This window comes from Lentiprolixibacter aurantiacus, from assembly GCF_026241225.1.
GTDB classification, from domain to species: Bacteria; Bacteroidota; Bacteroidia; order Flavobacteriales; family Flavobacteriaceae; genus Lentiprolixibacter; species Lentiprolixibacter aurantiacus.
Map to the genome: position 1 here is coordinate 124,356 of NZ_JAPFQP010000004.1, position 23,229 is coordinate 147,584.

A 23,229-nucleotide genomic window follows, 5' to 3' on the forward strand; every position below is an offset into this window, starting at 1 on the left:
ATTTAGTACTTTGTATTGCATAATACCTTCTTTTGGATATATATTTGCATAAGAAACTAATATGCCATGACAGAATCATTGACCAAACACGAAAGAAATCTGGCCGCTGCCATACATGCTTCTACCCTGAGCAGGTTCTTTATTCCCTTCGGGAACTTCCTGCTTCCGCTAGTACTTTGGCTGGCCAACCGCAAGGAAAATGCCTTTGTGGATTACAACGGCAAACAGGCCCTGAACTTCCAGATCAGCCTGTTATTGTATTCGGTTATCCTCGGCATTATTGCCGTTCCTTTAATTATTGGATTCCTTCCCAACATTTTTGAAGGCGGCATTTTGAATATCCGGGACTTTAACGATTTCAATGGGATAAATTTCCATTTTGATCGCGACCATTTTAACTGGGGTCGGTTTATATGGCCGGCAGGATTTGCCGGAATGGCACATCTGGCCTTGTTTGTAGTCAATATTGTCTACACTATTCTGGCCACCATCAGGACAAACGAGGGACAGGTATTTAAATACCCTATCACCATCAATTTTATCAAATAATCAATCATCATCAATCAAAACCAAAGCCAATGAAGTTTATTCATCAATCAACACCAATCAAGAAAACGAACAGTTAATCTAACAGAACAATGAGATCATGAACATAGAAAACACAAAAGCACAAATGCGCAAAGGGGTTCTGGAATACTGCATCTTGTCCATTCTGGATGAGGAAGACAAGTATGCTTCTGAGATTCTGGGCGCCCTTAAAGACGCAAAAATGCTCGTGGTAGAGGGTACTATCTACCCTTTGCTCACAAGGTTGAAAAATGCGGGGTTACTCAATTACCGTTGGGAAGAGTCGACCTCCGGACCACCCAGGAAATATTATGGACTCACGGAAACGGGTAGAGTTTTTCTAAAAGAACTGAACACCACCTGGGATGAACTGCGAAACGCCGTGAATTTGGTAACCAAAGCAAAAGCTAAAAAAGCCTAACAATGAATAAAACAGTAAACATAAATCTAGCGAATATACTTTTTCACATCGATGAAAAGGCATTCAATAAACTGCAGCGGTATCTGGAGGCCATAAAAAGATCCTTTGCCGGTACCACAGGCAGTGACGAGATCATTTCAGACATCGAGGCTCGTATTGCAGAACTTTTCCATGAAAAAATGGAGAGCGAGCGGCAGGTGATCACCATGAAAGAGGTAGACGAGGTGATCCAGATCATGGGTCAGCCAGAAGACTACATGGTAGACGAGGATATCTTTGAAGATGCCCCTTCTTCCAGCAGTGGTGCAACTCAAAGCAAGATCAAAAAGCTCTACCGTGATATAGACAATAAATACATCGGAGGTGTGTGTGCCGGTTTGGAACACTACCTGGGCTTTGATGCACTTTGGATACGTATTATATTTATAATACTTGGTCTGTTCACAGGTTTTGGCTTTATCGCGTACATACTGTTGTGGATACTGGTTCCTGAGGCAGCTACAACTGCCCAGAAACTGGACATGACCGGTGAGCCGGTCAATATCAGCAATATCGAACGCAAAGTAAAAGAAGGGTTTGAAGACGTTGCCGAACGTGTAAAAAGCGTGGACTACGAAGAAGTTGGCAACAAGGTAAAACAAGGCGGAAAGTCTTTTTTTGATACCCTGGGCGACATCATCATGTTCTTCTTCAAGGTCATCGGAAAGTTTGTAGGTATCCTCCTGATCATAATCGGGGCCGCATCCCTGATCGGGCTGTTTATCGGCCTGTTCTCAGTAGGCATACTAGACGTAATCCATATCCCGGGGGTGGATTTTTATGAAATAGTAAACTACACCGATGCACCCGTATGGCTGGTATCATTGCTCACATTCTTTGCCGTGGGGATACCTTTCTTCTTCCTGCTCTATCTGGGGTTGAAGATCCTGGTGACCAACCTGAAATCCATTGGTAATATTGCAAAATTTTCCCTCCTGGGCGTATGGTTGATCTCTATCATAGGACTGATGGTACTTGGTGTAAAACAGGCAGCGGCACACGCTTACAGTGGGAGCTCTACTGTTAAGGAAGAACTGTATCAGCCCATGTATGGAGACACCCTGAATATTAGTATGCAGCGTAATGAACTCTATGAAGAGGGAGAGCAATATGGCATAGGCGGATTATACGTTACCCAGGATGAGGAAGGCAATCGCCTGCTCTATTCCGATGATATCCGTTTTGATATCCGGAAATCCGAGGACAGCCTGGCCCATATCCGCATTCGCAAGGACGCCAATGGCAGTTCATTCGAAGATGCCCGGGAACGCGCAGCCAGTATAGATTATCAATATGCATTGCAGAATGGTACCCTGGTAATGGATAATTACCTGACCACAGCATATGAGAACAAAATGCGCGATCAGGAAGTGCGGATTGCGGTGTACCTGCCCGAAGGAACGGTGGTTCAATTAGACGACAATACCAAAAGGCACCTGGGCCGTATTACAAGATACGACAAAGACCTGTACCGCAGCGATATTGTAACCTACACCTGGGAAATGCAGTCCAATGGCGAATTGAAATGCCTGGACTGTCCGGATGATATCGACAGGTCCGGTGACCAGGACGCTGAAGGCCGCATTATTATCAACCGCGAGGGTGTGGATGTGAACATCAACAATGATGGGGAATCCTTCAAAATGAAGCTCGATGAAGATGGCCTCCGCATCAAGGCCGATGAAGGATAATTTCAATTAATGCAATTCAGTAAACAAAATCGACAATTGGGTAGTTTAAAATGGGGGATGCTAAAGGCATTTCAGAATTTTGATACCGGATTTAAACAATAACAGCAAACAATCTAAAAAAACGACAATCATGACAACACTAGCAAAAATCACCATCGCAGTACTAACAGCACTGTTCCTGTCTTCATGTGCCTTCGACATGAGCTGGGGAGAAGGAAAAAGAGGAAATGGCAATGTAACAGATGAAAGGCGGGAAGTAACCTCAGAGTTTACCGCTGTTGAGGCAAGTGAGGGCCTTGATGTTTACATTACCCAGGATAAGAATTTTGAGATCCTTGTAGAAGCCGACGAGAACATCATAGACCTTATCGGTACAGATATCAGGGATGGCAAATTGAGGATCCATGCCATTGAGAACATTGGAAGGGCAACCAAAAAGATTTATGTAACCCTTCCGGAGATCAGCGCTCTTAAGGCTACCAGCGGTTCTGATCTGATAACAAAGGACCGCATTGAGACAGACGAGATCTACCTGGATGCGAGCAGTGGTGCCGATCTTAAGGTGCAACTTAGTGCCGATATCGTTCACGCCGATACCAGTAGTGGCGCCGACCTGCGTATAAGTGGGGATGCCAATATCCTGTACGCCGATGCAAGCAGCGGAGCAAATATCAGGGCCGGAGAGTTCAAAGTGCAAACCTGTGAGGCAGATGCCAGCAGTGGAGCCGATATTCGAGTAAACGTAACCAAAAAGCTCGTGGCCGATGCCAGCAGCGGAGCCGATATCAAGTACACCGGTGGGGCCGATGTGACTAAAAACAAATCAGTATCCGGCAGCGTTAGGGAATACTAAGGGGCAACTATCACGGATTCGGGTGAAACCAATAACGATGCTAATATTCCATACCTGATTCGCAACCAATACCCCTGAATCCGGGCCTTTGTGCCCGGATTTTTTTTGTTTTATAAAGGCCATATTTAGCTATATTCGTAAATAAACCCGCTTATGGAATTAGCGCTAAAATCCTATACCTTAAGGTTAAAACGCACCTTTGGAATCTCAAGGGAATCCTATGATTCCCAGGACAGCCTTATTGCAGCCCTCACATTGGACGGAAAGACCGGCTACGGGGAAGCTACCTCCAACCCCTATTATGGGATTACGGTACCCGGGATGATTACAGAAATTGAGGGAATACGTGCAGAAATTGCCGGATTCGATTTCCGGGAACCATCTGTGTTCCACGAGTTTCTTGTTGATAAGGGATTGAGCAATTTCAGCATTTGTGCCCTGGACCTTGCCGCTCACGATTTGTTTGGCAAATTGCAGGATAAACCCCTTTACGAGATATGGGGAACAGACATCAGCAACTATCCTATTAGCAATTATACCATAGGACTGGATTCCATTGAAACAATGGCAGCCAAAATCAGGGAAAAGCCCTGGCCCATATACAAGATTAAACTTGGTACCGATCACGACCTGGATATAGTCCGGGAACTCAGGCGTTATACCGATGCACGCTTCCGGATCGATGCCAATTGTGCCTGGTCTGCAGCCGAAACCATCGCCAATGCCCCCCTGCTTAAGGAACTGGGTGTGGAATTCCTGGAGCAGCCCTTAAAAGCGGATGACTGGGAAGGCATGGAACAACTGGCACATAATAGTGTACTGCCGGTAATAGCCGATGAGAGTTGTATTGTGGAGAGCGATGTAGCCGCCTGCGCCCTTCATTTTCACGGTATCAATATCAAATTGACCAAATGCGGCGGCCTCACCCCGGCCCTCAGGATGATCAGCGAGGCAAAATCCCTTGGGATGAAAGTGATGGTGGGCTGCATGACGGAATCTACAGTAGGTATTTCGGCCATTGCGCAGCTATTGCCTCAACTTGATTATGTAGACATGGATGGAGCACTTTTGCTGACTGAAGACATAGCTACCGGTGTGCAGATCAGGGAAGGAGGAGAAGTGATCTTTCCCAGAACAGGAGGAAGTGGAGTAAGCCTGATTGCCTGATGGAACCTCTGGATCACTTCCCCGGGACACATATTAAGATAAAAGAACAATCCGATCTGTATTTCGGGGGTACAGCCTACCTGGGTTTGCAAACCAATCCTTCCTTCCAGAAGTGCTACAAAGAGAACATCGATCGCTACGGCACACATTACGGCGCTTCCCGCAATGCCAATGTGCAGATTGCCATCTATGCAGAAGCAGAACAGAAGCTGAAAGAAATCACAGCATCCCAGGCTGCAATTACGTTATCCTCAGGATATCTTGCCGGGCAGATCCTGGCAGCCTTCTTCAGCGATTCGGATTATACCCTTTTCTATACCCGGGAAAGCCATTCCGCACTGTACCAGAAGAAAATCCCAGCCTATGCGTCTTTCGGGGAACTCAGGCTCGCACTTGAAAAACACCTTTCCACAAAAGAATCTACCCCTGTAATCTTCATGGATACCCTGGAGAACCCGGAGGCAAGCTATCCCGAATTTGACGCTTTACGGGATTTGCCCCTATCGGAGTGTATCCTTGTAGCGGATGACTCACATGGATTTGGTGTGATGGGGAAGGAAGGTACAGGTGCCTACCCCATACTGACACAGTTTAAGCCCAAAGATCTTTTGGTGTGTTTTTCCATGGGCAAGGCCATAGGCATCCCCGCAGGTGCTGTCGCGGGCTCCAAAAGAATGATCAATCAGCTGGCTAAATCCGAAATATACGGAGCAGCAAGTCCGGCCAGCCCTGCGGGACTGGCTACTTTTGTGCAGTCCCTGGTTTTGATCTGGGAGAAAAACCAGCAACTCAAGGGATTAACCGAATATTTCCTTGCCCTCCTAGAGCAAAAGCATGTATTTCGCTTTATACCCGGCCAGCCTGCCTTTGCCTATAAGGATCTGGGGCTAACGGAGTATTTAAGGCGACAAAATGTCCTGGTAACGCATTTCCATTACCCAAATGAACAATCCGAACCTACCAGCAGGATTGTCCTTACAGCGGCGCACAGCAAGGCTGAAATCAGCCACCTGGCACAGCTTATTAACCAATATTTTCATGGTCATTGAACCCTGAGCAAACGCAGCTCTGGTATTTCTTATTCCTGTACTTTTATTTGCAAAAATTTTGTAACTTTTAAGAAATAATTAAGAATAACACTTAAATGATACGGCCATGAGAAAATTGATCGGACTGGTTTTGCTGCTGTTGATCCTTTTTGCTGGTACAGCAATCACCACAACAACCCCTCCTGCCATGCATACCATTGAAGGCACCTGGGAGTTAGAAAGTTTCTACAATTATGACGGAGAGGAAGTCACGGATACTGTATATGCCCCAAAAGGGTACCGCCAGGTCAAGATGTACTACAATGGGAAGATCATGTGGTCCAGAACAAACCCCAGTGATACCATAGGCAGGTTTGGTTTTGGTTCGTACAGGATAACCTCAGACCAGCTAATTGAAACCATTGAATACGGGGATTACCAGATGATGCAGGCCCTGGATACCCTTAGTGTATTTACTTTTGAACTAATACTCACCGATGACAATTACAGTCAGATCTCTCAGGACGAAGAGGGCAACAGAACATTCTCCGAGAACTATCGGCGCATAGATTAATCATATCCACCACAATAAAAAAACCGCTGTGATTGCAGCGGTTTTTTTTGTTTTATCAGGAAACTTCTTCCGGCGTCTCTACGGTAGCCAGGTATCGTTCCGCATCCAGAGCGGCCATGCACCCGGTTCCTGCAGCCGTTACTGCCTGCCTGTATTCTTTGTCCTGGGCATCTCCCGAGGCAAATACTCCGGGTTTGTTGGTTTTGGTAGACTTGCCTTTTGTAATGATATATCCGGTTTCATCCATATCCAGCTGTCCCTTGAAGATACCGGTATTTGGGGTATGGCCAATAGCAATGAACAAGCCTGTAACCGTAATTTCTTCTTTTTCACCTGTTTTATTGTTAACGAGACGAAGGCCCTCCACAACCTGATCTCCCAGTACTTCATCAACCTCGGTATTGTAGCGGATCTCTATGTTGGAAAGATTATTAACACGATGCTGCATGGCTTTGGAAGCCCGCATATAGTCTTTCCGAATCAGCATAGTTACCTTGTTGCATATGTTGGCAAGGTAAGAGGCTTCTTCAGCAGCAGTGTCCCCTCCACCTACAATAGCCACATCCTGTCCTTTGTAGAAAAACCCATCACATACAGCACAGGCAGAAACACCACCCCCGCGTAAACGCTGTTCACTTGGAATATTGAGATATTTGGCAGAAGCTCCGGTAGAAATAATGACCGTTTCAGCTTCAACAACCTTATCGTTGTCAATTGTAGCTTTGTGAATACCCCCTACCTCATCACTGAATTCCACAGCGGTAACCATTCCTATTCGAACATCCGTTCCAAAGCGCTCTGCCTGCTGTTGCAGCTGAACCATCATGGTTGGCCCGTCTATTCCTTCAGGATAGCCGGGGAAATTATCCACTTCAGTCGTGGTGGTCAACTGTCCACCCGGCTCCATACCCGTGTAAACCACAGGCTTTAAGTCGGCCCGGGCAGCATATATAGCTGCTGTGTAGCCGGCCGGTCCGGAGCCGATAATCAATGTCTTTATTCGTTCTATTTGCTCACTCATATGTAATGAAAATCATCAATTAATACGGTTATAAAAGTAGGATATTGACCAAAAAACTTACATCAAAAGTTATCAAAAGTTATCCTATGAAGCCGAAACCACAGGTCATTATACAAAACTTATTGATAATCTATCAATTACCATATTAATCCTTCACTCCAAACTTAGCCAGGATATCTTCCATGAGGCACCATTTGGTGAAGGAAGACTGCAGCAGATTCAGGCCTACAAAGGCGGTAAACCACAACCAGTTCTGATTCACATATACAGCCAGGATCAGACTAATAAGAATAAAGGACCCTGCAACTGCACGTATAATTCTATTTTTCATTTCTTCGGTTTTAAATATAGTTCTCTATGGGTACCACAACGGCCCTTATGGGGTTCTCCGTATCCAGTTTTGAATTAAAGGCCTCGATAAGCTTAAACAGCCTGGAGATCTTATCAGTATCCGTAAACGAAAAGAACAGGCTGGACTCCACACCCCCTTTGGTACTTGGAAACCAACTGGCAGCCTTAAGGACTGAAGCCTGATCTTTATATCCATCTATATCCGACCCGCTGAATTGCTCTATCCCGGCCTCTTTGAAAAGCCGCAATACCTCAGGTTCAAAATCCTCTACAACGGTAACAATTACTAGTTTCATTATTGATGGTTTTTAGATTCGATCATGTAATAAACAAGGGGTACAACCAGCAGGGTTAGCACAGTGGAGGCTATGGTACCTCCCATAAGTGAAATAGCCAGTCCCTGGAAAATCGGGTCAAACAGTATCACAAATGCCCCAATAACCACCGTACCGGCTGTTAGTAAGATTGGAGTGGTACGAATAGCGCCGGCTTCAATCACGGCTTGCTTCAGCGAAATACCTTCAGAGAGGCGGAGGTTCACAAAATCAATCAGCAATACTGAATTGCGTACCATAATACCTGCAAGGGCAATCATACCAATAAAAGACGTAGCAGTGAAATAAGCGTCCAGGAGCCAGTGCCCCAGTACTATCCCGATAAGGGAAAGCGGAATGGCAACCATCATCACCACAGGGGCCTTAAAATTCTGGAACCAGCCTACAATAAGGATATAAATTATAATGATAACACCCAGAAAGGCAATGCCAAGATCCCGGAAGACCTCAAGGGTTATTTGCCATTCTCCATCCCATTTGACAGTGTAATCATCTTCAAATTCAGGCTGATTCATATACAATTCCTCCAGAGAATAACCCTGGGGCAGATCTAACTTCATGAGTTTATCCGTCATCCCGAGGATGGCATAAACCGGACTTTCCAATTCACCTGCCATGTCTGCCAGCACATAAACCACGCGCTTCTGATTCTTGCGGTAAATGCTTTTGGGGCGTACCTTTTCCTCCATTTTGGTGAGATCTCCAACGGCTACAAGTTGACCCGATTTTGATTTGATCATAAGTTGTTTGAGGTCAGTTGTAGTGGAACGTTCTTTTTCATCTATGGCCAAAACCAGGGGAACCTGCTCCGCAGCACTTTCATCATAAAGGTTAGTAATGGCCTGGTCTGATAGCGCCATATGCAGGGTATGTGTTATTTGCTCCGGTGCGATCCCGTTGAGCATGGCTCGCTCTTTATCAGCCACAAAGGCATACTGCTTCTGATCTGCCTCTACCATCCAGTCAATATCCACCACATCTTCGGTGTTTTCCAGCAAGTTGACCACATCTCCTGCCAGGGCTATTTGTCCATCGTAATCCGGCCCGTAGATTTCCCCAACTATAGTAGAAAGTACTGGAGGACCGGGAGGAACTTCCACAATTTTGATGTTCGCACCATAACGCCTTCCAATCTCCTGTACCGCTGTCCTAACACCCTTGGCTATATCATGGCTCTGTTCGCTTCTGTTGTGCTTATCCGTGAGGTTTACCTGAATATCGGCCATATTGCTGGCACCGCGCAGATCATAGTGCCTTACCAGGCCATTGAAAGTGATAGGAGCCGATGTACCTACATAGCTTTGGTAATTAACAACATTGTCCTGCTCAGACAGGTAACGGGCCACTTCCTGGGTAACAGCGGCTGTGCGCTCCAGAGTTGTTCCCTCCGGCATATCAATAACCACCTGGAATTCGTTCTTGTTATCAAATGGCAACATTTTTACAGCTACCGTCTTGGTAAAGAACAGCATTATGGAACCGCCCAGCAACAGGAAGGTAATGCCCAGAAATGTCCAGCGAACCTTTTTGTTTTCGATAAGGGGCTTTTCAAATCTTTCATACAACCTGTAAATAAAGGTTTCCTGGGGTTTTTGCTCTTCCTGGGTCTGAGATTTACCATGTTTTTCCCTCAGGAACAGGTAACCCAGATATGGAGTTATGGTCAGGGCCACAAATAAAGACAAGATCATGGCTATAGAGGCCCCAATGGGCATGGGCGACATATAAGGACCCATCAAACCGGAAACGAATGCCATGGGTAGCACGGAGGCTATAACCGTAAATGTGGCCAGTATGGTAGGATTTCCTACCTCATTAATGGCATACAATGCAGCCTGCCGGAAAGGAAGCCGCTTCATCTTGAAGTGGCGATGCATATTTTCGGCTATGATAATGGAATCGTCTACCACAATACCAGTTACAAAAACCAGGGCAAACAATGTAATCCTGTTCAGGGTGTAATCAAGCATATAATAGCTCAGCAGGGTTAAGGCAAATGTGATGGGGACCGACAGGAAAACCACCAGGCCTCCCCTCCATCCCATTGCCAGCATAACTACAAAGGTTACGGCAATTATGGCCCCTATAAGGTGCATCAGCAGCTCTGAAACTTTCTGTGAAGCCGTCTGACCATAATTCCGGGTTACCTCTACATTTACTTCATCTGGAATAAGGTTGGTGCGCAGGTGCTCTACTTTGTCAAGGATCCTGTCGGCTATTTGCATGGCATCGGCCCCTTTTCGCTTTGCTACAGAAAGGGTTACCGCCGGATATTCTGAAGGGTACTGGGATGCCTTAGGGCTTCCCGGGCCAAAACCAAGGCTTACATAGTTCTGTGGCAGCCCCGGGCCATCGATTACTTCGGCTATTTGCCTGAGGTAAACCGGCATATTATCCTGAGTACCTACCACAAGATTCTCCACGTCTTCCCTGGACTTAAGGAACTGCCCTGTGGTTACGGCAAATTCCATATCGTTGCGATCAAAGGTGCCGCTGTTTAACTGCTGGTTGCTTGCCTGTATCATTTGGGCAACCGAAAGTAAATCCAGCCCGCTTGCAGCCGTTTTCTCCTTATCCAGGAGTACCCTCAGTTTGCGGACCCGACCACCAATTTCACGGGTAGCCGAAACATCTTTCACTTTTTCCAGTTCATGCCTCAACTCCTGCCCGATCTGTCTCAACTGAAAGTCGTTGTACACCTCACTCCACAAGGTTAGTCCCAGAATAGGAACGTCATCAATTGCGCGCGTTTTTACCAGGGGGAAGGTCACCCCCCTTGGCATGATATCCATGTGTTTGTTTATCTCGTTATAGAGCTTAACAAAAGACCTTTCAATATCCTCCCCAACGTAAAACTGCACAATCACCAGTGCCTTTTCCTCCATGGCTGTGGAGTACACGTATTCTACCCCTTTGATGTTGGATATGAGTTTTTCGAGGGGTTTGATCACCCGAGATTCCACCTCCGTGGGACTTGCGCCGGGATAGCCAACCAGTATGTCGGCCATGGGTACATCGATCTGTGGCTCCTCCTCTCTTGGGATCAAAAAAGAGCTGTACACCCCGATGACCATAAAGACAATCATCAGCAAAACCGTCAGTTTTGAACCGATAAATGCTTTGGCAATTTTTCCTGCTATTCCTTCTTTCATAATGCTTATCCTTCTTTAGTAAACACCGTTTTGACCAGCACTATTACTGGATTGTTACTTTAGCTCCGTTATATAATTTTCCTTCCGCAGTGAGGACTAGCCGCTCCCCTGGTTTCAGACCGGATAGCACTGTTACGCTATCTCCTATGGTCCTGCCAGTCCTAATCCACCTCAGCAGGGCAATATCCTGATCAGACAGAATATAGACTCCCGTCAACTGACCTTTGTTTACGAGGATGCTGGAGGGAATCATGACCTTTTCAGATGTTGCTTCCCTGCCTTGTGGAAATTGCACTGTGGCGTACATCCCGGACCTTACTCCAGGGTGATTTTCTTCCAAAACAACCTTCACCAAAAACTGGCCTCCTGTATTCCGGGAAGAAGTGCTTACCTCGCTTACCTTTCCTGTAACCCACTTATCCAGGGATTTCAGGTGCACCTGTACCCCGACATCTTTTGAAATTCTGTCTATATCGGATTCCGAAACCATGGCTACTACCTGAAATTGATCCGGTGCTTCCAAACCCAGCAGAGGCATGCCCGGATTGGCCATATCCCCTTCCTTGATAAAGGTATTGGTCACTACCCCGTCAAAGGGGGCCTTGATCTTTGCATAATCCATTTGGGCCAGGACTTCCTGCTCCATCTGCCTGGCGGCCTCCAGCCCGGCCTTCGTCATCCTGTAGCGGGCGCTTATGTCATCCATTTCTTTCTGGGTAGCACTCTGTGATTCGTAAAGCGCCTTAAAGCGATTATAATCCTTCTCTGCATTGGCGAAAGCTGCCTCCGCAGAGAGAATGTTTGCGCGGGCCTGGGCTTTTTTGGCAGACAAATCAGCATTGCTTATCTCTATCAGCAGTGCTCCCTGCCTTACTTTGTCACCGGGCTTTACATTCAATCGCCTTACAAATCCCATCATCCTTGTACTGATACTGGTGTTCTGTACAGCCTCCAGGCTGCCGCTGGCATAGAAGGAGGCAGCTCCGCTATCGGAACCCACTTCACTTACTGTTACCGGAATCGGTGACGTTTTGGCCAATTCTTTTTCAGTGTTCGAATCCCCGCAGGAGACAATGAATCCGAGGGTTAATAACCCCACAATTGCATTTCTTAGTTTCATTATGTATTTCATTTACTTTTAATAATACCGTTAGCCCCTGGTCAGGAAATGCAGATAGGCCCGGGAATAATTGAGTTGAAAAATATTGATGTAATATTCAAGTTCTTTTTGTGCGTACTGCGATTCTGCTGCCAGCAGATCCGAGGTCTTTTCAAGTCCCTGTTTATATCTGTTTGTTCTGATCCGGAGTGCTTCCCTGGACTGTTCCAGGGCCAGTGTCGTAAGCTCCAGGCTACTTTGCGCATCCTGAAGCATACGTCTGGCTCTGTTTAGCTCTACCTGACTATTTGCTTTATATTGGGCCAATTCAAGCCTCGATTTTTCATAATCGGCCTTGCTGGACTGTGCTTTTCCAAAACGCTTGGTTCCCTGAAGTACATCCCATTTCAATTCGGCCCCAATGAGATACCCATTGGCGGCTCCCTGAAATATATCCTGATCATGCAATTCATATACCCCAAACGCATTGAGACGGGGAAGGAAATTCATTTTTTCTGCCTGGTACTGTTGTTTGTATGCTCTGGTGGCCGCCTCCATGGCCCGGATATCCTTGCGATTGTCCAGTACAGGAGCCTCTTCAAATGGAATACCGGACACCTCAAGGGAATCGCTGGGTTTTAGTATCATGAATCCCGTGTCGTTCATCAGCATGGAAAGGTAGTTGGAGGTGATGCCTAACTGACTCTCCGCACTCTGCAACTGATTTTCAACTTCGATGGCCCTGACTTCTACCGCCAGGATATCGGATTTCTGGAGTAAACCCTGCTTGTATTGATCCCTGGCCTGCTTCAGGTTCCTCTGCACTGTTCGCTTCGCTTTTTGAAGTACCTCAATGGTCTTATAGGCAAGTTGCAGTTCCATATAGGCCTTTTCCACTTCAAGGACCATGTATTCTCGCGTCCTTTCTGAATTAAGGCTGGCAGCCTCCCATTGGGCTTTGGCCGCCTTTCGTCTTGAAAAGCCATCCATATTTATCAGGGGTTGACTAACCTCCACGCGGGTAGCAAAATCTTCAATACGTTCCGGATTGTTCAACAGGTCCGGGTTAAAATCGGCAGACACTATTCGCTGCTGATTGAGCCTTGATCCAAAAGCCATGAGGGGGTTTGTTGTGGTGATCCCCGTGTGAGAAATACTAACCGAAGGCAGCAACAACCCATTGGTTTGGCGGTATTGTCCTCTGGCCGACCAGAGTTCCTGCTCTGATATCCTGATCTTCAGGTTTTGTTTTTCCATTTGTTCCAGGACACTGGCCTTGGATATAAGCAAGGTATCCTGAGCAAACAGCTGAAGGCTGAAGAGGAATAATAGTAAGATAAAATGGAAATGCTTCATATCTGAATTAATTTCCACCAAAATTAGGGCGATGAAAGGCCGAAATCCGTAACCATTGTTACCTATTCCCGGTAACTAATGTTACAGTAACAACTACGGAAAATTGCTAAATCAAATGAGTAGAAAGACCCGGTTATTATAACTTAACCCCAAATGCCAGATCGCCGGCATCTCCCAGTCCAGGGATAATATAGCCCTTGGTAGTCAGTTCATCATCGATGGCTGCTATCCAAAGCTGGGTGTTTTCCGGAAATACACTGTTTACATAGTCTATGCCCTGCCTGGACCCAATCACGGAAATGATGTGAATAGACCTGGGTTCCCCGTGGCTTTTAAGTGATTTCAGCACATTTTCCAGGGTTTTTCCAGTGGCCAGCATCGGGTCTGTAAGTATCAAGGTTTTCCCGCCAAGGGCAGGTGCCGCAAAATACTTGACAATCACTTCAAAATCGTCTTTTCCGTTTGGATGGTGACGGTAGGCTGAGATAAAGGCATTTTCTGCCGCATCAAAGTAATTCAACAGGCCCTGGTGCAGGGGCAGGCCGGCACGGAGTACTGAGCAAAGTACCAGGTTGTTGACGGACAGGGACATGGCTTTGTTACCAAAAGGGGTTTGCACAGTACTTACCCGGTAGTCCAGGGTCTTGCTTAATTCATAGCTCAGGATTTCACCTATACGTTCAATGTTCCTTCGGAAACGCATGGAATCCCTCTGAATATTCACATCCCTCAATTCTGCCACGAATTGGTTTAACAGTGAATTGGATTCTGAATAATTATGAATGATCATAGCGAAATATTAATCAACAGTGCCGGATCTAATTTATACAACCAATAACGGGTGCATTCTTATCTTAACGGACAGCCATTTTAAAGATACAAAAGGGAATATTCAAATGAAACATCCTTTTCAATTGTAAACGAAACAAGAAAAGCGGAGGCCAAACCCCCGCTTTTCCACCATTGAATATGGTATTATTGAGTAGTTAGGTAATTTTTATTGATTTCCGCCTGAATTCAGCCATTTGTAGCTGAAACCAAACATTACCATATCCGTGGTCATATCGTAAGACACTTCAGTACCAGGTATAGCCCCATTTGGAGGGAAGTTGAGTACCTGGCTCGGATCCAATACTGGTCCGCGTGTAGCTCCTCCACTATCCCCATGGTGATAAGTTGTATTCAATTGCAGTCGGTCGTTTACCTCATAGGTGAGGCCAAACTGGAATGCGTTTTTGATAATCGCCGTAGCCGGAATACTGAAAAATGCTAAATCATTATTGATCGGATTAGAACTATAGGTATAGCCTACCCTGATAGGAAGCTTGTCTATCCCTTTGAATTGGATACCGGCGGAGATTATGGAGATATTGTCCCATCCAAAGCCTGCTACAGAGCCTGTGGGCTGACCGTTTACGATTGTCCAGCCACTTTCCTTGAATCCGGCGGTGTTCTCATAGTCTACTATGCGATAATCCAGTGCCAGATCCACATTCCCCAGGGAATATCCAAGACCTAAGGAATATATTGCCGGGTAATTGATCTTGAATTCATTGGTGTTGGATGACTCATCCAGGTATGTATTTTCCAGTTCAAAATCGCCAAATGCCTGGGTAGATTTATAGGCAAGACCTGCCTTGAATCCTGAACCTGAATCATAGAATAACCCTACCTGTCCTCCTATACCGACAGCGGTTGCCTTGTCTGTCCCGGGATACCCGGAAGGACCAGGAGTAGCGGTTGGGTTGGGTAGCAACTCCAGTGTTGCAAAATTTAAATTGGGCTGTACCCCTATGGATAACTGATCCGTAATTTCATAGGCATAGGTAAAGCCTACCTGTAATAGAATATATTCGGATTCTATGCGGCCAAAACCTCTTTGTGATTGTGGTGCTGTTATAGGATTGTAAATAAAAGTGTCGTCTACCAGCTGTGGTGTCCGGGTTTCTTCAGGAAAAGTAACCCCAAAACCACTGATACCAAAAGCAGAAACACCAAATGTGTGCTTACTATCGGCCTCTCCCCATACCACTGCCAGGGCAGGCAAAGGAGACATACCCCTGTCATCAGGAGTAGATCCACTGAAGAACCTTCCGGTGGGCTGACCAGTACCATCAACTTCGGGTACGGTTGCGCTTAATTCCGGGGATGAAAAGAACAAGCCTACATCAAAGCGCAGCTCTGTTCCATCAAATACAGAAATGGAAGCCGGGTTCCATTGCAGGGCCCCTGAAATATCAATAGGCTGTGCTGTGGCAGCACCACCCATAGACATATTTACTGATCCCACACCCTGCATGATGTGGCCAGCCTGTCCGAAAGCAAAGGCCGCCGAAAACAATACCATTAAATTGAGCAGATAATTCCTCATAATTTTAAAATTTAGTTACAAAAAATATCCCGGAGCTTCCCAAAAAGCTGGGGTATCACGGTTAAATAGTCATGCCAAAATTATACTGCAAACAATCTAATTTTCATGATAAAAGTCATATATCACCCAAACCCCCATATTTACTTATATATAAGGTATAATTTTATTTAAATATCTGATTTTCAGTATATAGGTAACAAATGTTACATAAGGGGGTGCCGGGGGTTATTTATGATTTATGTCATGTTTTCCATTTGGCATCTCCACTAATTTTACCCCGTGATTCAGACCAGATAAGGCGTCTCACCCAGTTAAAACAAGATTCAAAATGAAAAACTTATTGATTTTAGGAGCAGGAACTTCAGGAACGATGATGGCAAACCATCTGGTATCCAAACTTCCTAAAAGTGAATGGCAGATTTCTATTGTAGACCAATACAAAACCCACTATTACCAGCCGGGCTTCCTTTTTCTCCCTTTTGATATCTACACTACCAAGCAGGTCAAAAAGAATGGGAAGAAATTTATACCCAAAGGTGTAAACTATGTACAGGAAGAAATTGAGCTCATAAGGCCGGAAGCTAATGAAGTGGACCTTAAAAATGGGCAAACCATGGCCTATGATGTGCTAATTATTGCCACGGGCAGCAAAATAGTGCCGGAAGAGATCGAAGGCATGAGCGGACCTGAATGGCATAAGAGCATTTTTGATTTCTACACCTACGAAGGAGCCAAAGCCCTGAGAAACAAACTTCGGGAATGGGAAGGAGGCAAGTTGGTTGTCCATATTACCGAAATGCCCATTAAATGTCCTGTGGCACCATTGGAATTTGCCTTCCTGGCCGACTCCTATTTCAAAAACAAGGGCATGCGCGACAAGGTAGACATCACTTTTGTAACCCCTTTAGGCGGAGCATTTACCAAGCCCAGAGCCACCAAAACACTGCATTACCTACTGGAAGAAAAGGCGATCAAAGAAGTAACTGATTTTAACATCGAACGCGTGGATTATGAGAATAACAAGATCATTGACTACGCCGATCAAGAAGTTTCCTATGACCTTTTAGTGACCGTTCCTACCAACATGGGAGACCCTGTTATCGAGCGATCCGGCCTGGGAGACGATCTTAATTTTGTACCCACAGACAAGGCTACCTTGCAGTCGCAGGAGCACGAAAACATTTTTGTAATCGGGGATGCCTCCAACATTCCCGCTTCCAAAGCCGGGTCCGTGGCGCACTTCGAGGCCGAGATCCTTACAGAAAATATCCTTCGATATATTGAAGGAGAACCGCTTAAAGAAGAGTTCGACGGTCATGCCAATTGCTTCATTGAAACCGGTAATGGCAAAGCCCTGCTTATTGACTTTAACTACACCCACGAACCTGTGGAAGGTACTTTCCCATTCCCTGGTGTGGGACCATTAAGTCTGCTTAAGGAGAGCAGGACCAATCATATGGGAAAAATGGCATTCCGCTGGATATATTGGAATATGCTGTTAAAAGGTATAAACATCCCATTTGTATCGGCTACCATGAACGAAAAAGGCAAAAAATTAGAAGAAGTATCATAACCATAATATTTTATACAATGAAAAAAGTAATTGCAAACCGGGAAATAGATGTGAACGAAGAAGGGTATCTGCTGGATTTCAGTCAGTGGAGCAAGGAAATAGGTGAATACCTGGCGGAAGAACAAGGTATTTCCATGTCTGATAAACATTGGGAAGTAATTAAATATCTCCAGGACAAACAACAAAGCGGCGAGGCCCTTTCTATCAGAGGCATCAAAAAAAGTGGTGTAATTGACATCAAGGAGTTCTACAATTTGTTCCCAGGTGGACCACTAAAAAAATCCACATTAATCGCCGGTATTCCTAAACCAAAAAGCTGTATTTAAATTAAAATAAATCAAGGCTCTTGCCTTGTGAATCAATAAACATACGTTATGAGCGAAACTAAAGTTAAAAAGATGCTTTTCATCCTCTCCAAGGGGACTCTGGAAAATGCTTACGCCGCGTTTGTGATGGCCAATGGTGCCCGTATGGAAGGTATTGAAGCCGAAATATTCTTTACTTTCTTCGGTCTTGAGGCCATACAGAAGAAAAAGCTCGAGCATTTGCATGTAGCTACGGTTGGTAATCCTGCTATGCACATGCCTACCATGCTTGGCGGATTGCCAGGAGTGGAAGCTCTGGCCTCGAAGATGATGAAAAAAGAAATGGAAAAACTGGATATGCCCGAGGTTGGGGAATTCCTGGAAATCCTTTCTGACTCTGGCTGTAAATTATGGGGTTGTAAGCTTGCCGTAGACATGTTCCACCTGGAACGTGAAGACTTGATTGATGAATTGGATGGTATTCTTACCATTGGTGATTTTTACAATCGTGCCAACGAAGACGGCACACACTTGCTTTTTATTTAAAAAGTTTCATCAACGGCAAACAAAAAACGGGGATCTTCATCCCCGTTTTCATTAACAACCAATCAACTAATCACACATTATTCCCTTCATTATTTTATAAATAGGTTATGTGATCAATTTAGCTCTACAATTTCGGCAGATGGGTAACATTTGTTACATAATTGACCCTGAAATATTTAGTAATTTAGTGGTAAGTAGATTTACTTAATCCATGAATAGAAGAAAGTTCGTACAAAACTCCGTACTGGGCTCTATGGCGGCCGTTATCGGGGTTGAAATTGTTTATGGCCATACCATGCCATCTGGTTACCAGCCATTGGGCCTGCAGGATCCTGACCCCTTCAAGCTGTTTGGAAAAGACGAGGGGATGGAAGTTTTAAATGATAGGCCCTGGAATATCGAGGCCAAAGCCCACCTTTTGGATGATGCAATCACTCCAAACCGTTGTATGTTTATACGGAACAATGGGCTTATTCCCGAAAACATCGATGCCTCAACATGGACCCTTACCATAGATGGGGAGGCAGTATCCCAAAGTAAGACCTATACCCTTCAGGAGCTGAAATCCAAATTTCCCAACTACACCTATCAACTCACCCTGGAATGCGGAGGTAATGGACGAAGCGAATTTGATCCACCGGCAAAAGGAAACCAGTGGACGGTTGGCGCCGTATCCTGTGCCACCTGGACGGGAGTGCGCCTGCGCGATGTGCTGGAAGATGTTGGGATCAAAAGCAATGCTGTGTACATAGGATACCATGCTGCCGATGTGCACCTGAGCCGTGACCCTGGCAAAGAGCCCATTTCAAGGGGTGCTCCAATGGCAAAAGCCCTGCAGGATGAAACTTTGCTCGCTTTCAAAATGAATGGTAAAGATATACCGCTTGCACATGGTTATCCACTCAGGCTTGTGGCCGGTGGCTGGCCTGCTTCTGTATCCGGAAAATGGGTAAACAGAATCAGCGTGCGGGATAAAGTGCATGACGGAACTAAAATGACAGGTACCGCATACAGGGTTCCGTGCAATCCGGTTGCTCCGGGTGAAAAGGTGAAGGATGAGGATATGTGTATTATCGAATCCATGCCAGTAAAATCACTGATCACCTATCCCAAAACCGGTGCCATGATCAAGGAAGGCAAAAAACTAGGTATCCGCGGGCATGCCTGGGCAGGTGAACTGGAAGTAACTCAAATGGAATATTCCATAGACTTTGGTTCAACCTGGCAGGAGTGTACCCTCGAAAAGCCCGCAAACAGGCTGGCCTGGCAGCATTTCTCTGCCGAGGTATCTTTCCCAAAGAAAGGTTACTATGAAGTCTGGGCCCGCGCCATGGACTCCCAGGGTATGCGACAACCTATGTTGTTGCCCGGCTGGAACCCCAAAGGATACCTTAACAATGCCTGCCACAGGATTGCGGTAAAAGTTACCTGAGATGGAAGAAAAAAATACATTCCATAAACAGGTAAAGGCCATTTACCGACTCATGCTGGGCCTCTTTGGCATATTTGGATTGATGGTGGCTACCATACTATATATCATGGCCGATCCCGATCTTTCATTTTTCAGGGGAAGTACAGCAGACACTACTTATGTTGCTGTTTCGGAGGAAGATGATTTTGATAAAATTGAAAATGGAATCCATGTACGTACCGGGCTTGTAGATGCAGAGGGGCTAATGACGGTAGTGAACAACTGTACCAATTGCCATTCTGCACGACTGGTCATACAGAACAGGATGAACAAGGAACGCTGGATTTCCACAATACGCTGGATGCAGGAGACACAAAATTTATGGGACCTGGGAAAGAATGAGGATATTATTGTAGACTACCTGGTTACGAATTACCCCCCAAAGAAAAAAGGAAGAAGAGAAGTTCTCACTGATGTTGATTGGTATGTACTGGAAGAATAAGCTGTATATAGTTATTGGCTTGCTGGTCTTTTGGGGTTGTAAAGAAGGTCATATTAATAAACCTTCTGAGGTTGCCCTTATGGAAGTAGCGGAGCTGGAGAGGGTGGATACCGGAAATACCCTATTTATAGATCTTCGAAAAAAAGAAGACTATGAAAAGGGTCATATTCCAGGCGCTGTTAACCTCTGGAGAGATGCTATTGAGAACCCTTCTTATTCTTATGGTGGAATGCTGGCAGATAAAAATCATATGGAAAAGGTATTGAGCTCACTGGGGATTACCAATGAACATCAGCTTTTGCTCTATGATGACCAGGGACTTCCGGAAGCGGCGCGCATGTGGTGGGCCCTGAAGTATTACGGTTTTCCAGATGTAAAATTACTGGATGGTGGATTACAGTCCTGGAAAGACCTGGGTCATTCCCTGCAAATAGAAGCTGAGCAACCTGAACCTACACAGTTTAATTTCCCGTCGGGCCCTGCCACCGGCAAATTGATTACCAAGGAAGAACTGTTTGAGCTGATCAGTTCAAAGGAACACTCCTATGTACTGGTAGATACGCGGTCCAAAGAAGAGTATTTGGGCAACAAATGGAAAACAGGTGCTGCCAAAGCGGGCAGAATACCGGGCAGCGTTCATCTGGACTGGTCCGAAGCCATCCATTTTGACGGAAACAAGAAATTCAAATCACTTGCAGACCTGGAGCGCATATTTGCGCGCCTGAATGCATCCAAAGAAGATAAAATAATCGTGTATTGCCATTCCGGGGTACGGTCATCGCATACTTATTTTGTGCTTACGGAATTGCTGGGATACAAAAACGTCTTGAATTATGATGGCTCCTGGACAGAATGGAGCCATACAGATTACCCTTTTATTAATAAATTAAACATGCTAGTAAAAAATTGAATTATGGAAAAATATCTTAATGCATTTGGTGATGCCTTTATGGGAAGTGTACAATGGACCTGGAAATCGATCATATTCGATGTTCCCTGGTACACAAATTATTTCTGGGGGCTTACGGCTATTTCGCTGGTAGTCTGGTTACTCGAAATTGGCTTTCCCTGGAGGAAAAATCAGTCTATTTTCAGGAAGGATTTCTGGCTGGACGCCTTTTACATGTACTTTAATTTCTTCCTGTTTGCGATAGCTATCAGCGGATTTTACAAGGTGCTTGGCCTGGCGTTCAAAGACCTGGGTATTGCCTCAGACAGCCTGACCTTATTGAGTATTTCCGGCTATCCAATGTGGCTGCAATTGCTGATTTTCTTTATCATCCTCGATTTTGTGCAGTGGTTTACTCATATCCTTTTGCACAAATACCCGGTCTTATGGAATTTCCACAAGGTACACCACTCGGTAAAGGAAATGGGATTTGCTGCGCATTTGCGCTACCACTGGATGGAAAACATCCTGTATAAACCTCTGAAAACATTGGGTGTAATGGTATTGGGAGGCTTTGAGCCGGAACAGGCATTTATCGTACATTTTGTAGCTATTGGCATAGGACACCTCAATCATGCCAACATAAAGCTTTCATACGGCCCGTTGAAATATATTTTCAACAACCCGGTAATGCACCTCTACCACCATGCCTATACCCTTCCAAAAGGATCTTTCGGAGTAAACTTTGGGATCAGCCTGAGCCTCTGGGATTATATCTTTAAAACCAACTATATCCCCGAGGATAGCGGAACTATAGAACTTGGATTCCCGGGCGACGAGAACTTCCCTCAGGATTTTGTACACCAGAATATTTATGGGTTTGGCAAACCAAAGAATGAATAGCCCATCCCTATCCCACTTAAAAGATTAATACAACTGCCCTGACGTTTCCGTCAGGGCAGTTTGTTTTAATTGCATCAAGGATTACTGCTGAATCGGATTTGGAATTACCTTCCATAGTCCCCTGATTTCATCGAGGCCGTAACCCAGTGCCTGATCCGCCGGGTAGTATTTTTTAAGGTTTTCCAGAGTAACTTCCTGAACTTCCTTTCCCGGTTTGCCGTGGCATTGCAGGCACATGGGATTGGTAATAATGGGAAAGTAATACACCGTTCTACCATCCAGGGTTTCTATAGCAGGTTCCAGCGTATCGCCATTTTCAATCCGGCTCTGGAAGTTCTGGATAATCGCTATTTCAGATTCACTGGCCTTATTTGCAGGATTCCTGGGTTTATTAGTCACCCTCTGAATACGAGCGTTTGAAGCCTCAGCAATACTATCTGTTATTGGCAGGGCCTTAATATTACAAAAGGGGATAGCCTCTGTGGTGCCTCCCCTTTGTAGTGCTGCCATTAAATTTTTTCCAAGTTGGGCCTGGGTAGCCATGGCAAAGTCCCTGGCCTTATCCAGGTCACTTACTGATCCCCTTTTTTCTGGCCATGCCGATGACCAGTTCCGTCTTTGCTTCCATGCATCTCCCGGTGGTGCTGCTGATACCATTCCGGTTTTTCAATTTCGTTATCGTACATATATTCTGCAATACCTATGATAACACTGTCCGGATAAACCTGGTGATTCATCAAACCAAATTTTTCCAGGGCATGGGGCATTTTGCTATTCTCTTCCTTAGGCCCTTTCATCCAGGACAATAGGTCGGCTACAAACGCCTCTTTGGTAGTACTATCCGTAATGTAGTGTTTTTTAATACCTATCATAGGTGGTCCCAGCATACTTTCTCTTGAAGTGTTGGGGTTGTGGCACTGATAGCAGTAGGTAGTCATCAGTTTTTCCCCTTGTTCTGCGAGTGCCTCAGCACTCATGCTTACCGCTTCATCTGCCTTTTTGGGTTGTTCCTTACAACTGACAACAAAGGCCAGGATGGCGAAGAAAAGTAAAGCTCTCATAATATGATTGGTTT

24 protein-coding genes are annotated in these 23,229 nt (G+C 45.4%); 14 read left to right on the top strand and 10 right to left on the bottom strand.

The window, feature by feature from the left end; all coding sequences use genetic code 11:
- Positions 1–66 precede the first annotated feature (66 nt).
- The 7 genes from OO016_RS11880 (at position 67) to OO016_RS11910 (ending at position 6,340) form a co-directional block, all read left to right on the top strand.
- A complete protein-coding gene (locus tag OO016_RS11880) occupies positions 67–549 on the top strand; it encodes a DUF4870 domain-containing protein (protein WP_266014215.1) in 483 nt (160 codons plus the stop codon).
- A 97-nt stretch (positions 550–646) separates the two neighbouring features.
- Positions 647–988, top strand: coding sequence for a PadR family transcriptional regulator (locus OO016_RS11885; protein WP_266014218.1), 342 nt, complete (start codon positions 647–649; stop codon positions 986–988).
- A gap of 2 nt (positions 989–990) precedes the next feature.
- Positions 991–2,718: a PspC domain-containing protein gene (locus OO016_RS11890; protein WP_266014221.1), complete on the top strand. Its 1,728-nt coding sequence runs from the start codon at positions 991–993 to the stop codon at positions 2,716–2,718.
- A 130-nt stretch (positions 2,719–2,848) separates the two neighbouring features.
- Positions 2,849–3,571, top strand: coding sequence for a head GIN domain-containing protein (locus OO016_RS11895; RefSeq protein ID WP_266014224.1), 723 nt, complete (start codon positions 2,849–2,851; stop codon positions 3,569–3,571).
- A 153-nt stretch (positions 3,572–3,724) separates the two neighbouring features.
- Positions 3,725–4,738, top strand: a complete 1,014-nt coding sequence (locus tag OO016_RS11900; protein WP_266014226.1) for a dipeptide epimerase — start codon at positions 3,725–3,727, stop codon at positions 4,736–4,738.
- Positions 4,738–5,787, top strand: coding sequence for an aminotransferase class I/II-fold pyridoxal phosphate-dependent enzyme (locus OO016_RS11905; protein ID WP_266014228.1), 1,050 nt, complete (start codon positions 4,738–4,740; stop codon positions 5,785–5,787). Before OO016_RS11900 ends, OO016_RS11905 begins: the two co-directional genes overlap by 1 nt.
- A 106-nt stretch (positions 5,788–5,893) precedes the next feature.
- The gene (locus OO016_RS11910; RefSeq protein WP_266014229.1) at positions 5,894–6,340 is read left to right on the top strand and encodes a hypothetical protein; all 447 of its coding nucleotides are present in this window, start codon (positions 5,894–5,896) and stop codon (positions 6,338–6,340) included.
- Between the two features lie 55 nt (positions 6,341–6,395).
- Here the strand turns inward: OO016_RS11910 and trxB are convergent, their stop codons facing one another.
- The 8 genes from trxB to OO016_RS11950 all read right to left on the bottom strand — a co-directional run bounded on the left by trxB (position 6,396) and on the right by OO016_RS11950 (position 16,025).
- Complete coding sequence (gene trxB / locus OO016_RS11915; protein WP_266014231.1) at positions 6,396–7,361, bottom strand: thioredoxin-disulfide reductase; 966 nt, start codon at positions 7,359–7,361, stop codon at positions 6,396–6,398.
- A gap of 145 nt (positions 7,362–7,506) precedes the next feature.
- Entirely contained in the window at positions 7,507–7,692 is a 186-nt protein-coding gene (locus tag OO016_RS11920) for a YgaP family membrane protein (protein ID WP_266014233.1), read from the bottom strand.
- Positions 7,693–7,702: 10 nt separating this feature from the next.
- On the bottom strand, positions 7,703–8,008 hold the full coding sequence (locus OO016_RS11925) for a hypothetical protein (RefSeq protein ID WP_266014235.1): 306 nt from the start codon (positions 8,006–8,008) through the stop codon (positions 7,703–7,705).
- The gene (locus tag OO016_RS11930; RefSeq protein WP_266014237.1) at positions 8,008–11,199 is read right to left on the bottom strand and encodes an efflux RND transporter permease subunit; all 3,192 of its coding nucleotides are present in this window, start codon (positions 11,197–11,199) and stop codon (positions 8,008–8,010) included. The genes OO016_RS11925 and OO016_RS11930 overlap by 1 nt, the downstream gene beginning before the upstream one ends.
- Positions 11,200–11,242: 43 nt before the next feature.
- Entirely contained in the window at positions 11,243–12,319 is a 1,077-nt protein-coding gene (locus OO016_RS11935; RefSeq protein WP_266014239.1) for an efflux RND transporter periplasmic adaptor subunit, read from the bottom strand.
- 30 nt (positions 12,320–12,349) lie between these two features.
- Positions 12,350–13,654 (bottom strand): TolC family protein, encoded by a 1,305-nt coding sequence (locus tag OO016_RS11940; RefSeq protein ID WP_266014242.1) that lies wholly within the window; start codon positions 13,652–13,654, stop codon positions 12,350–12,352.
- Between the two features lie 136 nt (positions 13,655–13,790).
- Positions 13,791–14,444 (bottom strand): uracil phosphoribosyltransferase, encoded by a 654-nt coding sequence (upp, locus tag OO016_RS11945; protein WP_266014245.1) that lies wholly within the window; start codon positions 14,442–14,444, stop codon positions 13,791–13,793.
- Between the two features lie 207 nt (positions 14,445–14,651).
- Positions 14,652–16,025: an OmpP1/FadL family transporter gene (locus OO016_RS11950; protein ID WP_266014248.1), complete on the bottom strand. Its 1,374-nt coding sequence runs from the start codon at positions 16,023–16,025 to the stop codon at positions 14,652–14,654.
- A gap of 328 nt (positions 16,026–16,353) precedes the next feature.
- On the opposite strand from OO016_RS11950, the gene sqr reads away from it, so the two are divergent.
- The 7 genes from sqr (at position 16,354) to OO016_RS11985 (ending at position 22,154) form a co-directional block, all read left to right on the top strand.
- The gene (gene sqr / locus OO016_RS11955; protein WP_266014251.1) at positions 16,354–17,598 is read left to right on the top strand and encodes a type III sulfide quinone reductase, selenoprotein subtype; all 1,245 of its coding nucleotides are present in this window, start codon (positions 16,354–16,356) and stop codon (positions 17,596–17,598) included.
- Between the two features lie 17 nt (positions 17,599–17,615).
- The gene (locus OO016_RS11960; RefSeq protein WP_266014254.1) at positions 17,616–17,924 is read left to right on the top strand and encodes a TusE/DsrC/DsvC family sulfur relay protein; all 309 of its coding nucleotides are present in this window, start codon (positions 17,616–17,618) and stop codon (positions 17,922–17,924) included.
- 48 nt (positions 17,925–17,972) lie between these two features.
- The gene (locus OO016_RS11965; protein ID WP_266014257.1) at positions 17,973–18,449 is read left to right on the top strand and encodes a DsrE/DsrF/DrsH-like family protein; all 477 of its coding nucleotides are present in this window, start codon (positions 17,973–17,975) and stop codon (positions 18,447–18,449) included.
- Between the two features lie 211 nt (positions 18,450–18,660).
- The gene (locus OO016_RS11970) at positions 18,661–19,881 is read left to right on the top strand and encodes a sulfite oxidase (protein ID WP_266014261.1); all 1,221 of its coding nucleotides are present in this window, start codon (positions 18,661–18,663) and stop codon (positions 19,879–19,881) included.
- A 1-nt stretch (position 19,882) separates the two neighbouring features.
- Entirely contained in the window at positions 19,883–20,362 is a 480-nt protein-coding gene (locus OO016_RS11975; RefSeq protein ID WP_266014264.1) for a monoheme cytochrome C, read from the top strand.
- Entirely contained in the window at positions 20,334–21,272 is a 939-nt protein-coding gene (locus tag OO016_RS11980; RefSeq protein ID WP_266014267.1) for a sulfurtransferase, read from the top strand. Before OO016_RS11975 ends, OO016_RS11980 begins: the two co-directional genes overlap by 29 nt.
- 3 nt (positions 21,273–21,275) lie before the next feature.
- Positions 21,276–22,154 (top strand): sterol desaturase family protein, encoded by an 879-nt coding sequence (locus OO016_RS11985; protein WP_266014270.1) that lies wholly within the window; start codon positions 21,276–21,278, stop codon positions 22,152–22,154.
- An 81-nt stretch (positions 22,155–22,235) separates the two neighbouring features.
- Here the strand turns inward: OO016_RS11985 and OO016_RS11990 are convergent, their stop codons facing one another.
- Together OO016_RS11990 and OO016_RS11995 are read right to left on the bottom strand one after the other, a co-directional pair.
- On the bottom strand, positions 22,236–22,811 hold the full coding sequence (locus OO016_RS11990; RefSeq protein WP_266014273.1) for a Tll0287-like domain-containing protein: 576 nt from the start codon (positions 22,809–22,811) through the stop codon (positions 22,236–22,238).
- Complete coding sequence (locus OO016_RS11995) at positions 22,727–23,215, bottom strand: hypothetical protein (RefSeq protein ID WP_266014277.1); 489 nt, start codon at positions 23,213–23,215, stop codon at positions 22,727–22,729. Before OO016_RS11995 ends, OO016_RS11990 begins: the two co-directional genes overlap by 85 nt.
- Positions 23,216–23,229 lie beyond the last annotated feature (14 nt).

What these genes read in the sequence shown, in the direction of transcription:
- OO016_RS11900 (WP_266014226.1), top strand. Translation starts at nt 3,725, where the DNA reads ATGGAATTAGCGCTAAAATCCTATACCTTAAGGTTAAAACGCACCTTT.
- OO016_RS11920 (WP_266014233.1), bottom strand. Translation starts at nt 7,692, where the DNA reads ATGAAAAATAGAATTATACGTGCAGTTGCAGGGTCCTTTATTCTTATT.
- OO016_RS11965 (WP_266014257.1), top strand. Translation starts at nt 17,973, where the DNA reads ATGAGCGAAACTAAAGTTAAAAAGATGCTTTTCATCCTCTCCAAGGGG.
- OO016_RS11975 (WP_266014264.1), top strand. Translation starts at nt 19,883, where the DNA reads ATGGAAGAAAAAAATACATTCCATAAACAGGTAAAGGCCATTTACCGA.
- OO016_RS11880 (WP_266014215.1), top strand. Translation starts at nt 67, where the DNA reads ATGACAGAATCATTGACCAAACACGAAAGAAATCTGGCCGCTGCCATA.
- OO016_RS11980 (WP_266014267.1), top strand. Translation starts at nt 20,334, where the DNA reads ATGTTGATTGGTATGTACTGGAAGAATAAGCTGTATATAGTTATTGGC.
- OO016_RS11910 (WP_266014229.1), top strand. Translation starts at nt 5,894, where the DNA reads ATGAGAAAATTGATCGGACTGGTTTTGCTGCTGTTGATCCTTTTTGCT.
- OO016_RS11905 (WP_266014228.1), top strand. Translation starts at nt 4,738, where the DNA reads ATGGAACCTCTGGATCACTTCCCCGGGACACATATTAAGATAAAAGAA.
- OO016_RS11985 (WP_266014270.1), top strand. Translation starts at nt 21,276, where the DNA reads ATGGAAAAATATCTTAATGCATTTGGTGATGCCTTTATGGGAAGTGTA.
- OO016_RS11960 (WP_266014254.1), top strand. Translation starts at nt 17,616, where the DNA reads ATGAAAAAAGTAATTGCAAACCGGGAAATAGATGTGAACGAAGAAGGG.
- OO016_RS11935 (WP_266014239.1), bottom strand. Translation starts at nt 12,319, where the DNA reads ATGAAACTAAGAAATGCAATTGTGGGGTTATTAACCCTCGGATTCATT.
- trxB (WP_266014231.1), bottom strand. Translation starts at nt 7,361, where the DNA reads ATGAGTGAGCAAATAGAACGAATAAAGACATTGATTATCGGCTCCGGA.
- OO016_RS11885 (WP_266014218.1), top strand. Translation starts at nt 647, where the DNA reads ATGAACATAGAAAACACAAAAGCACAAATGCGCAAAGGGGTTCTGGAA.
- OO016_RS11995 (WP_266014277.1), bottom strand. Translation starts at nt 23,215, where the DNA reads ATGAGAGCTTTACTTTTCTTCGCCATCCTGGCCTTTGTTGTCAGTTGT.
- OO016_RS11990 (WP_266014273.1), bottom strand. Translation starts at nt 22,811, where the DNA reads ATGGTATCAGCAGCACCACCGGGAGATGCATGGAAGCAAAGACGGAAC.
- OO016_RS11895 (WP_266014224.1), top strand. Translation starts at nt 2,849, where the DNA reads ATGACAACACTAGCAAAAATCACCATCGCAGTACTAACAGCACTGTTC.
- OO016_RS11930 (WP_266014237.1), bottom strand. Translation starts at nt 11,199, where the DNA reads ATGAAAGAAGGAATAGCAGGAAAAATTGCCAAAGCATTTATCGGTTCA.
- OO016_RS11940 (WP_266014242.1), bottom strand. Translation starts at nt 13,654, where the DNA reads ATGAAGCATTTCCATTTTATCTTACTATTATTCCTCTTCAGCCTTCAG.
- OO016_RS11950 (WP_266014248.1), bottom strand. Translation starts at nt 16,025, where the DNA reads ATGAGGAATTATCTGCTCAATTTAATGGTATTGTTTTCGGCGGCCTTT.
- OO016_RS11890 (WP_266014221.1), top strand. Translation starts at nt 991, where the DNA reads ATGAATAAAACAGTAAACATAAATCTAGCGAATATACTTTTTCACATC.
- sqr (WP_266014251.1), top strand. Translation starts at nt 16,354, where the DNA reads ATGAAAAACTTATTGATTTTAGGAGCAGGAACTTCAGGAACGATGATG.
- OO016_RS11970 (WP_266014261.1), top strand. Translation starts at nt 18,661, where the DNA reads ATGAATAGAAGAAAGTTCGTACAAAACTCCGTACTGGGCTCTATGGCG.
- OO016_RS11925 (WP_266014235.1), bottom strand. Translation starts at nt 8,008, where the DNA reads ATGAAACTAGTAATTGTTACCGTTGTAGAGGATTTTGAACCTGAGGTA.
- upp (WP_266014245.1), bottom strand. Translation starts at nt 14,444, where the DNA reads ATGATCATTCATAATTATTCAGAATCCAATTCACTGTTAAACCAATTC.